General features: G+C 32.4%; 11 protein-coding genes and 1 tRNA gene. 10 read left to right on the top strand and 2 right to left on the bottom strand.

The window, feature by feature from the left end:
* The 9 genes from ACWGOQ_RS12005 to ACWGOQ_RS11965 all read left to right on the top strand — a co-directional run.
* The coding region (locus tag ACWGOQ_RS12005) for a T9SS type B sorting domain-containing protein (protein ID WP_458202809.1) at positions 1-519 on the top strand (519 nt) is incomplete at its 5' end.
* 55 nt (positions 520-574) lie between these two features.
* Complete coding sequence (locus tag ACWGOQ_RS12000; protein ID WP_452057959.1) at positions 575-1,534, top strand: PorP/SprF family type IX secretion system membrane protein; 960 nt, start codon at positions 575-577, stop codon at positions 1,532-1,534.
* A gap of 66 nt (positions 1,535-1,600) precedes the next feature.
* Positions 1,601-3,571 (top strand): OmpA family protein, encoded by a 1,971-nt coding sequence (locus ACWGOQ_RS11995; protein ID WP_452057960.1) that lies wholly within the window; start codon positions 1,601-1,603, stop codon positions 3,569-3,571.
* A 170-nt stretch (positions 3,572-3,741) separates the two neighbouring features.
* Entirely contained in the window at positions 3,742-4,260 is a 519-nt protein-coding gene (gene idi / locus ACWGOQ_RS11990; protein ID WP_452057961.1) for an isopentenyl-diphosphate Delta-isomerase, read from the top strand.
* Positions 4,257-4,667, top strand: a complete 411-nt coding sequence (locus tag ACWGOQ_RS11985) for a 6-pyruvoyl trahydropterin synthase family protein (RefSeq protein ID WP_452057962.1) — start codon at positions 4,257-4,259, stop codon at positions 4,665-4,667. The genes idi and ACWGOQ_RS11985 overlap by 4 nt, the downstream gene beginning before the upstream one ends.
* A gap of 6 nt (positions 4,668-4,673) precedes the next feature.
* Positions 4,674-5,135, top strand: coding sequence for a peroxiredoxin (locus ACWGOQ_RS11980; RefSeq protein ID WP_452057963.1), 462 nt, complete (start codon positions 4,674-4,676; stop codon positions 5,133-5,135).
* Positions 5,128-5,253: a hypothetical protein gene (locus ACWGOQ_RS11975; protein ID WP_452057964.1), complete on the top strand. Its 126-nt coding sequence runs from the start codon at positions 5,128-5,130 to the stop codon at positions 5,251-5,253. The genes ACWGOQ_RS11980 and ACWGOQ_RS11975 overlap by 8 nt, the downstream gene beginning before the upstream one ends.
* Before the next feature lie 230 nt (positions 5,254-5,483).
* On the top strand, positions 5,484-5,750 hold the full coding sequence (locus tag ACWGOQ_RS11970) for a hypothetical protein (RefSeq protein WP_452057965.1): 267 nt from the start codon (positions 5,484-5,486) through the stop codon (positions 5,748-5,750).
* 57 nt (positions 5,751-5,807) lie between these two features.
* Positions 5,808-5,881 (top strand) — tRNA-Thr (locus ACWGOQ_RS11965).
* Positions 5,882-5,975: 94 nt separating this feature from the next.
* On the opposite strand, the gene ACWGOQ_RS11960 is transcribed toward ACWGOQ_RS11965, so the two are convergent.
* Positions 5,976-6,848 carry a site-2 protease family protein gene (locus tag ACWGOQ_RS11960; protein WP_452057966.1) on the bottom strand — a complete coding sequence of 291 codons (873 nt, stop codon included), beginning with the start codon at positions 6,846-6,848 and terminating at the stop codon, positions 5,976-5,978.
* A gap of 151 nt (positions 6,849-6,999) precedes the next feature.
* Positions 7,000-9,282, bottom strand: a complete 2,283-nt coding sequence (locus ACWGOQ_RS11955; RefSeq protein WP_452057967.1) for a S9 family peptidase — start codon at positions 9,280-9,282, stop codon at positions 7,000-7,002.
* Between the two features lie 470 nt (positions 9,283-9,752).
* Between ACWGOQ_RS11955 and ACWGOQ_RS11950 the strand changes: the two genes are divergently transcribed.
* Complete coding sequence (locus tag ACWGOQ_RS11950; RefSeq protein ID WP_452057968.1) at positions 9,753-11,516, top strand: helix-turn-helix domain-containing protein; 1,764 nt, start codon at positions 9,753-9,755, stop codon at positions 11,514-11,516.
* Positions 11,517-11,651 lie beyond the last annotated feature (135 nt).

The following is an 11,651-nucleotide window of genomic DNA, read 5'->3' as shown; positions in this document are numbered from 1 at the left end:
TTTACCGCTACATATATTTTAACAGCAGAAGATGTTTTATCAGGAGAAGTACGGAATCAAGCTATAGTTACAGGTCAGGATCTAAATGGAAATGATGTGACCGATGTATCAGACGATCCTATTAACACAATAGATATCGATCTTGATAATGATGGTGATGCAGAAGATGAAACGGTAACTATTATTGAAGGAGTATTCACTGATCCTGATGACCCTATTATCGTATACACAGGAATTAGTCCGAATGGAGACGGAATTAATGATGAATTTAGAATTACAGGACTAGGAAATTTCCCTGATAATACACTTAGAATTTATAATAGATGGGGAGTTCAGGTATTCGAAGAAGATGGATATGAGCAACCAGGTGTGGAATTATTTAAAGGTGTAAGTAACGGAAGAGTTACAATTTCCCAAGATAGTGAATTACCAGTAGGAACGTATTATTATGTTTTAGAATACATAAATCCTAGAGGATTAGATGCGTATAAAGCAGGTTACTTATATATTAATAGATAAAATTTTATTTGGAATAGTATATATTTGTTATTCCCTAAATCAAATAATAATACTTATGAATAAACTATTAACGATATTTATGCTAGCTGTCTTTGGCTTAATTTCCAATTATGGTAATGCCCAGCAAGATGCTCAATATACTCAGTATATGTATAACACGATCAGTGTAAACCCTGCATATGCAGGTAGTCGCGGAGTGATGAGTATAATGGGCTTACATCGTAGTCAATGGGTTGGATTGGATGGAGCTCCGCGAACACAAACGTTAACATTAAACACACCGATTGGCGACAATAATAGAGTTGGTTTAGGCTTATCGATAGTTAATGATGAGATTGGTCCAACTGATGAGACATACTTCGATATTGATTTTTCTTATACGATTCCTACTTCAGATAGAGGAAAGTTGAGTTTTGGAGTAAAAGCCGGAGGGCATTTATTGAATGTTGATTTTGATAGATTATCACAATTCGAAACAGGAGACCCTCTCTTTAGTAATGGTAATATCGATAATAAATTTAGTCCTAATGTGGGTATTGGATTTTACTACCATACTGATAAATTTTATGCTGGGCTAAGTGCTCCTAATTTGTTGGAAACAGATCATTTTGATGAAGGAGCAGAAATAGATGATAACGGTAATTCTTCATTTATAGCCGAAGAGCGTATTAATTATTATTTAATTGCAGGTCATGTGTTTGATCTAAGCGATTCTGTAAAGTTTAAGCCAGCTGTACTTGGTAAGTTGGTATTTGGTGCTCCTTTACAAGTTGATGTTTCTGCAAACTTCTTACTGTACGAAAAACTAACATTAGGATTAGGATATAGATGGAGTGCGGCATTTAGTGCTATGGCGGGGTTTCAGGTTTCTGACTCGTTAATGATTGGATTTGCATATGATAAAGAAACAACCGAATTAGGAAGAACACAGTTCAATGATGGGAGTTACGAGGTCATGTTACGTTTTGAGCTGTTTAGAAAGTATAACAGGATGTTGACTCCACGTTTCTTTTAATCCTTAGTATATAAATATAAATTCAGATAAATTAATTTTTAGATTATTAAATATAGCCAAATTAAAATGAAGGTATTATTACACAATTTATTATTTGCTTTTATTGGATTTTTCATCGTAAACCTTTCATTTTCTCAAGAAAGGAAATTGAAAACCGCACAAAGCGAATATGACAAATACGAGTATATAGATGCACAAGAGACCTATCTTAAAGTTGCAAAAAAAGGATATAAAAGTGCAGATCTTTACAAAAACCTTGGAAATAGCTATTATTTTAATAGCGAATTCGAAGAAGCTTCAAAATGGTATGAAGAGTTAGTGAATTCTTATCCAAATGAAATCGAACCTGAGTATTATTTCAGATATGCACAAACACTAAAATCAGTTGGTCGCTACGATGATGCAGACGTGTATATGAAAAAGTTTGTAGCAACAAGTTCCGATGATCAAAGAGCTCAGTTATTTAAAGATGAACCGAATTACCTAAAACGAATAGACTTCCAGTCTGGAAGATTTGAAATAGAGAATTCTTCAATCAATTCATCATTTACTGATTTTGGTTCTACATTTTTTGGAAACTTTGTGGTTTTTAGTTCTTCTAGAGATACCTTATTATTCAAAAAAAGTGTACATCAATGGAATGAAGAATCTTTTCTTGATCTTTACACGGCAGTATATAATCCTATGAATGGAGAACTATCTGAAATAAAAAAGTTTGATAGCAAAATAAATAGTAAGTTTCACGAATCTACCCCCATTTTTACCAAAGACGGTCAGACAGTGTATTTTACTAGAAATAATTATGATGGCAGAACATACGGAAATGACAAAAAAGGAATCAACCGTTTAAAAATATATCGTTCCTATAAGAATCCTCAAGGTAGCTGGACAACACCACAAAACTTACCTTTTAATAGTGATGAATATTCTACAGCCCATCCAGCATTAAGCGTTGATGAAAAAACATTATATTTTTCTTCAGATATGCCAGGAGGACAAGGGCAATCAGATATTTATGAAGCTACTATAAATTCTGATGGAAGCTTTGGAGAACCAAAAAATTTAGGGGATAGGATCAATACGGAAGGGAAGGAAACGTTTCCATTTGTAAGCGCTAATAATGATCTGTATTTTGCCTCCAATGGGCATATGGGATTAGGAGGGTTGGATATTTATGTTACTAGGCTAAACCCACAGACAGATGAAGAAAAACTGGTAGTTAATATCGGTAAACCTGTCAACGGACCTGATGATGACTTTGCATTTATAGTAGATGATGTATCCAAAAGAGGTTATTTTTCTTCCAATAGAGATGGAGGAAGAGGAAAGGATGATATCTACAGTTTTTTACAACTAGAAGATCTGAAAAGCTTTTGTGAATCTTCCATTGTTGGAGTTGTAAAGGATAGTGAAACCGATGAAATAATTCCAAATGCAAAAATTACCATTCTTGATACAGAAAATAATGTGATAGAGACTATTACCGTTGGTGAAGATGGGCGATATGAGACTAAGGAGAAAATAGAGTGCAACTCTAAATACTTTGTAAGAATCGAAAAAGATGAATATACCACCACAGAAATGCTCGTTGAAACTCCATCTGGACCTTTAGACTTATCAGAAGAAAAAAAGTTGAGATTAGTTAGAGAAGTAAAAACGATAAAAGTTGGGGATGATCTTGCTAAGACATTATCATTAAACCCTATCTATTTTGATTTTAATCAATATTATATACGTCCTGATGCATCAGTAGAATTAGCTAAGGTAATAGAGGTGATGAATCAATATCCAGAAATGAGAGTTGACGTAAGATCACATACAGATAGTCATGGTGATGATGCCTACAACCTATGGTTATCAGAGCAGCGAGCAAAGTCTACAATGGATTATATGATATCTAAAGGCATTTCTGCAGAACGATTGACTAGCAAAGGATATGGAGAAACGCAGCCTGTTAACGATTGTGGAAATGATTCTAATTGTAAAAAATCAGAATATCAGCTAAATAGACGAAGCGAATTTATAATCATTAAGTAATATATAATAACCCTATATAGATCAATAATGATTCTTTGTCTGCAAAAAACACCTTACTTGTTAAGGTGTTTTTTGATTGAAAAACATAAACAATTCTTTATTTTATGTCAAAAATAGGATAGATTATGAATTGCTACTACGATTTCGTAGTTTTGAGCCAATACTAGAAAATGGAAGAAGAAAAAGTCATTTTGGTTAATAAAAATGATGAGCAAATTGGTTTGATGCCAAAGCTTGAAGCACATGAAAAAGCATTGTTGCATAGAGCATTTTCAGTTTTTATTTTTAACGAAAAAAAAGAACTAATGCTACAACAACGTGCTCATCATAAATACCATTCGCCAGGGTTGTGGACAAATACTTGTTGCAGTCATCAACGAGAAGGAGAAACCAATATCGAAGCAGGAATCAGAAGACTGCAGGAAGAAATGGGGTTTACTACTTCACTTAAAGAAACTATCTCATTTATCTATAAGGCACCATTTGATAATGGACTTACGGAGCACGAATTCGATTATGTGATGGTAGGACACTATGAAGATGACCCAGTGATCAACCCAGAAGAAGTCGCTGATTGGAAATGGATGTCTATAGAAGATGTAAAAGTAGATATGGGTAAGAACCCGGATCTCTATACTGCCTGGTTTAAGATTATTTTTGAAAAATTTTACTCACACATTCGATTATGAAAATAAAAGCCTGTAGAAAAGCGCATTTTAATGCTGCACACCGATTGTATAGAAAAGATTGGAGTGATGAGAAAAATGCTCAGGTTTTTGGAAAATGTAGCAACCCTTTATATCATGGACACAATTACGAACTGGTTGTAGCGGTCATTGGAAACATAGATCCTGAAACAGGTTTTTTAATTGATCTTAAGATATTAAAAGAGTATATTAAGTCAGAAGTAGAGGACTATATGGATCATAAAAACTTAAATGAAGAGGTGAAAGAATTTAAGGACCTAAACCCTACTGTAGAAAATATTGCCGTAGTTATATGGAATAGGCTTCGTAAAAAGCTGCATAGTACATACGATATTGAAGTTACCTTGTACGAGACACCTCGTAATTATGTTATATATAACGGACAATAGAAAAATATGGGACTCAGCGTAGGAGATAAAATTCCTGAATTTACCGCGATCAGAGATAATGGAAATGATTTTAATAGTAATGAGTTTGTCGGTAAAAAACCACTTGTAATTTATTTTTATCCTAAAAATTTCACACCTGGTTGCACAAAAGAAGCTTGTGACTTCAGAGACAGTTATGAAGATTTTAAAAAAGAAGGGGTAGAGGTCATAGGCATAAGTTCAGATAATGTAAAATCCCACCAAAGATTTAAAAACAAATACAAATTACCTTTTATTTTTTTATCAGATGAAAAAAGTACACTAAAAAAAATTTTTGGAGTAAAAGCAGGACTTTTTGGAGTATTACCCGGTAGAGAAACGTATGTTGTAAATAAAGAAGGAATAATAAGACTTAAGTTTAATAGTGTAAATGCATCAAAGCATCTGAAACAAGCTATAAAAACAGTAAAAGAGATGGCGAATGAGTAGAGATTTACTGTATATACTAAAGTTCAAGCCAGTTCTAAAAGAAAGGATATGGGGAGGCTCTAAGTTAAAAAGTCTTTTAGGTAAACAGTCCAAAAATACTTCTATTGGAGAAAGTTGAGAAATAAGCCACACAAGGAAAGATATTTCCGAGGTAATCGGTATAACTTTAAAAGGAATTTTTAATCAAATATAAAGTAAAGCTAGTGGGAAAAACTATATTAGTTCCTGCTTTAGTATCAGAAATAAAAGTAGTGTCAAAAGGTGTAAAACTTTTGCAGATCTATATTTAAAACTAAAACTATTTGATAAATGGTTTAAAAGACTAATTTTGCATAAAATATTTTAGAAATGGCAAATAAGAGAAATCTAAAGAAGGATATTAACTACGTATTAGGAGATATTATTGAAGCAGTTTACATTTGGGAAGAAAATAACCCGGATAAAGATAAAAAAGAGGCAGAAGTTATCATTGACCAGGCGATTACATCTTTTGATGAGTTTATGGCAAGAGTTAGTGACAGAAACGTAGAAAATGCGTCAAAACATTTTAAGTCCATCAGAGAAGATTTGGAGAAAACATCAAAATCTTTAATTGAAAAAGTAAATTCACTATAATTTTTTAAAAAAAGTATTTGCAAATATGCGAACAGAAATTATATTTGCAATCGCTTTGCCGATATAGCTCAGCTGGCTAGAGCAGCTGATTTGTAATCAGCAGGTCGTGGGTTCGAGTCCCTCTATCGGCTCTTAAGTGAAAATCCTGATTTCGTAAGAAGTTGGGATTTTTTATAAAATAAAAGTCTACTTAGAGCTCTTCGGTGTATATTTATTGAAAGAACATTAGAGTAATTGTCGACTTGTAAATCTTTCAATCTCTTTATCAAAGGCTTTTACAATACTTTTTGGCATGTTTTCAGAATAGTTTGTGTATGATTCGAGCACTCGTTCTTCTACAGAACCTTTATTTTCTAACTGAAAGCATATAAGTGTTGATAGACCAAAAAAATGAATAAAAGGAATATCGTCCGAAACTAGAATGCCAATATCATTTTCAGAGACATTCTTGTAAGAATTGTCCTTTGCATAATTACCTAATATTCTTAAAATTGCCAGTTCTACCTCTTGGTCTTTTCCTGATTGGGTTAATCTCTGATATCTCTTTCTATCAGTAAAAAATGCTCCGGTCTTAGAAGGAATTGTAGTGGCAAAGAATATTCCTACAGAAGCAGCTCCACCAGTGTAAAATATGGATTGTAGAGGATTTCCTGCATAATACCCGATACAAAATAGGACAATAGAAAATAGTATGGAGGCTATTGGGCCAGCCAAAAGCACATTGGCAAATTTCTTTGCATTATCAGGATGATTATCTTTTGGAGTAGTTGCAGCAACACCTCCATAATAGGCCAGGTTTTTATTAAAATATAGTGTTGTCTTATCGTTTTCTTGCCTTATTCCTAAAGGCCCTACCACAAATAACTGAAATTTAAAACCTTGGACAAGACCGATTATTAAATGTCCTAGTTCATGTACACCCAGAACGATAAAGGAAACTAATATGGTACCAATAACCAACATATATTTTTCTGGCGGAGTATCAAGTATTATGTTACTAACTAGATTGTTTTTTTTAACTAACAGGCTAATAATAAGACTTATGAAGAATATTGCACCGTATAGTATGTATCTGGATGATTTTGATTTTTTTTTCATAATATTTCAATTAATTCTAAAAATTAAAGTGTTCAATACTTCGAGGACGGATTCATATTCTATACTAGAGTAGTAGGTATACTCTTTTTTAGAATAAAGCCCAAAATTTTAAAAATCTGGGCTTTAATTATTCTCTAATGTTAGATAGAGGCTATTTAAGATGTTCTGCTAAAAACCCCATAACCGCTTTATATAACTCAATCCTGTTTTCTTCTTTGTAGAAACCGTGACCCTCATCATATTTTACCATATAAGGTACATCCAGACCTTTATCTCTTAATTTTTTTACGATTTGATCAGATTCATCAATATTTACTCTGGGGTCATTAGCACCTTGAATTACAAATAAGGGTTTTATAATTTTATCTGTATGCAAAGCGGGAGAAATTTCATTCATGATAATTTGTTCTTCTGGATTATTGGGATTATACCAAGTAGCGTAAAACCATTCTCTATATTTTTCCCAATACGCAGGAATAGTATTCATAAACGTATTCAGATTGGATACTCCAACATAATCGATACCACAGGCATATAGGTCAGGTGTTTTGGTTAATCCACGTAATACAGCATATCCTCCGTGACTTACTCCAAAAATGGCTACCTTTTTTTTATCTACCCAGCCCTGTTCAACTGCATAAGCTAAGCCATCCTCAATATCATTCATAACATTACGGCCTATTTGTTTAAATCCAGCTTTCATAAACCCTTTTCCATAACCACCAGAAATCCTGAAGTTAATATTTAATGTAGCATATCCTCTACTTGCAAATAGTTGATTGTCAGATATAAATGCCCAACTATCTCTTATACCCATTGGACCTCCATGGGGATATACGATTAAAGGAACTTTTTTTCCTTCTAAGGCTTTTTGGGGTAAAGTGATGTAACCATGAATAATTAATCCATCTCTACTAGTAAAGCTGATAGGCTTCATAGGCGCCATATCTTTTTCTTTCAGATGTGGTAGTAACTTATATAAACGTATTATAGAATCTTTTTTGACATCATAGATGTAATATTCACCTCTAATCTTATCACTCCTCAAATCTATCAAATAGATATTTTCATCTTCGGATTTATACGTAGTATGGAAATGCTTATCTCCAAATTCCTTTTTTAGTCGAGTCATTATTTTTTTATGAGTACTACTAACAGGAACTATGACTACCTTGTCCCCATTGTAAACAAAGTAATCTATTTCATAATTTCTTTTTTTAGAAAGACTAAGATTGGCTGCGTCATAAGTGTCGTTTTTAAAAATAGTTTTGATAACCTTATTCTCTTTTAAATCATATAATTGAATCTCTGTTTTATCTGTATTTATATTAGAAGCAACATACGCATCATGTGGATATGGAGTCTGATAATTAAAAGTAATGATATTAAAGCCTTCACCACTGCTTACAGTTGTATTAGCAATCGTTTTGTTAACTCCTTCAATTATATAGTCTAGTATGTAATTTACTCCGTCTTTAATATGAGTAATACTTCGTAGATTACCATCTTTATCAAATACATATCCTCTTGATGGAATAGGATCCTCACCTTTTTGATGAGAATATAGTTTCTCTAAATCACCGGTTTTAATATTTAATCTGTAGGGCTCTTCCTGTTGTTTATTATCTTTATTCATTTCAACAATAATATGATCTGGATCATCTCTAAGGATTTTTAGAATACCTACCTTTACTCCCTCAAAAGGAGTTAACTCTTTTTTGTTTTTTCCATCAATATCAACTCCAAACAGATGATAGTTTTGATTCCCACCTTGATCCTGAGTGAATAAAATTCGGTAATTTGTTGCCCAGCTGTATCCTAATATCACATCCTCATTTTGTGCGGCAATCAATATTTCTTTTTGCGATTCAGTGTTTTTAACATATAAATCTCGTTTTCCATCATTATTTCTTTTGAAGTAAGAAATGTATGAGCCATTTGGAGATAGCTTAAAGGAAGAGGCTTCAGGCATTTTATAATAGTCCTCTACGGTATATTTGAATTCACCCGTCTCCAAAGCAGCCAATTGTGCTAACGTTTCTTTAGAAGAAGGAAGATTAGTGTTTCCTGGTTTTACTTTTACAGTTTTCACCAAATTTAAAGGAAAGGTTTTACCGGCCTGACTATAAGTTCCTTTTATTTCCTTCCCTTTTAAAGTTCCTGTATAGCTTAGTTGTAATTTCTTCGACTCGATAGTAACCGTATTGTTATTGAGAGTGGCTCCATCCAACGCATAGTCACTAAGGCCTTGCATTGGTATATCTAAAGTGACATCTAATTGGTCTTCATTGCTTTTAATATTATAAATCATTTCTACTGCTGTTCCCTGAACAGTTAAAGTTCCTTTCCATGACCCTTCCAAATCTTGAGATTGGGCTATCATGGTTATCAAACTAAGCGTAATTAATAAAATTGTTTTTATGATTGTGTTCATAGTTATTTGTTTTTAGAATTAATTTTTAAAAAATATGATATAAGTGATATACATAGTGATTCCTGCCACGATACCTATTAGAAACTTGATGATCCGAATTTTTTTCGACAGTTTACTTTGTTTCATGCCTTTCATTTTTAGTATTGATTTCTGAGATCAAAGTAATGGCGTAAAAGAGAGGTTTACAAGAGAAGGACACCTGTTTTTAGAAAATTCAGGAAGAATTTTTCTGTTTAACATTTTGGTTTTTAGGTAGTTATTTTTTGTAATGTGTGTTTTAGAACGTTAATAATATTGTCCCTGTTTTTATAAATTTAGGGGTGATTTAAATGAATCTTTGATATGTCTAATCGCCTATACTATTATTTATTATTTTAAAAAGTATCTTTGAATTTTATAGCACTTTTTTGGGGTGGATACCTTTATAGATATTAAAAACTGCCACTTTATTTAGTAACTTTTTTACGTTTATGATACTTATAGATATGACTCCTACTAAATCATATTTCTTTTTATTCTTGTTTTCTCTAAGCTTTTGGTTTATCCAGGGGCAGGATCATATTTCTGATGATCCATCCAAAACAGAATTTGAAGTACTTACCGGTAAGACAGCTTATCAATTGATGAATTATTTTTTAAAGAAGAGGGATTCTGATTTAAGAGTTGTTAAAAAAGAAATACAGTCTATTTCTGATAGAGTAATGGCTAGTGGTAATATAAATGCACAGGCCGAATGGTTGTACATCAAAGCAAGGATTGCATTTTATTGGTTTGAAAAAACTGAATATGAAAAGGCTACAGAATATTACTATTTTTTTGTGAGTAATAATTATGGAGAAAATGTCTTTTTAGCTAAACAAAAGTTGTTAGAGGGATACACACATTTTTATAGTGGTAGATGGGCAAAATCATTAGCAGCTTACGAAGAAGCTTTGTCATTAGCAAAGCGAGAAAATGATACGTTTGTAATTATAGATAGCCGAAAGCAAATTGCTTATATAAGTACTTTTAGTGGAGATCAGGAAGCTGCATTGAAACAGTTAAAAAATGTCTTTTATGAACTGGATAGTAATTCTGAATCCCTTGAGAGTATTAAAAAGGATATCCCTTTATTAAAAATAAGAACGTTAGATTTCATTTGTAGATTTTATTGGTTTAACAGAATATCAGAATTAGATTCGTTAGCAAAATACAGCGAATTGTACAAAGACAGAATAAAGGACGTAAATGATCCACTGGAATATAGCCGTATGTATACTTTTGTTGGGTATACTGCCGCACTGAAAAAAGAATTTGATCTAGCTGAGAAATATGTTGATAGTGCAAAAATGAAGAATAAAGGCTTTGATAGAAGGAGAAGTTTGATAGGTATTGTGGAAGCTGAAATATTTTACAATCAAAATAAATATAAAGAAGGTATTGCTGTAGTGGAGGTATTTGGCAATGCAGATAGTCTTTCGACTACACGCCACTCTTTTTCAAAATACGATTTTAAGTTTTTAGCTAAATCCTATAAAATGCTGGGTAATTATGAACGATCTAATTATTACTACGAGCATTTCGAGAGAGCTAATGCCGGCTTAGATAAAATAATGGATTCTGTATCCTTAGGTATAAGAAAGAGAGAGGTGGCAGAATTTAAAAGGGAGTTGGATGCTTTACAGACAGAGAAGAGTTCTACGGATTCTTTGCTCAAATACCTGATGTTAGGAGGTTTGTTAATTATTCTTGTTTTACTTAGTATATTATTTCGTTTTTATAATTTAAAAAACAAAAATGAAGAACAGTTTTTAGCGTTAGTAAAAAGTATCGAACAACCTGAATCAGAGGTCTCAGAAAAGGAATTACTACAGAATAAAGACGCTACTGCGCTTAATAAAGAAACGATTTCAAACATTTTACTTGGACTGAAAAAATTAGAAGAGCAGCAGTACTTTTTAAGACAAGAATGCAGCGCGTACACAGTAGCCAAAAAAATCAAAACCAATACTTCTTATTTATCAAAAGTGATGAACTCTCATTATAATAAAACATTTAATACTTATATAAATGATCTAAGGATTAAGTATGTACTGGTTCGTTTAAAAGAGGATACTCGTTTTAGAGCATATAGCATACAGAGTATTGCCGAAGAATTAGGATATAAAAGCGCCGATTCTTTTACTAAATATTTTAAGAAACAAACTGGTCTACTACCTTCATTTTATATAAAAAAACTGAATAGAACGGAATAGCCCTCAAATACTCTTAGAAGATGAGAAGGTAACTTTTTTAGATGGAGAACAAGTAGTTTTTATTTATATATAGTGTCGTGCTTATTTAAATTAAGATTTTTTGGGGTGTGGAATTTGATGGAAAGTTACTGCTAT

It is taken from the genome of Aquimarina ulvae, assembly GCF_053613295.3.
The sequence above is the reverse complement of the archived record's forward strand: the minus strand, read 5'-3'. Positions and strand labels throughout refer to the sequence as shown.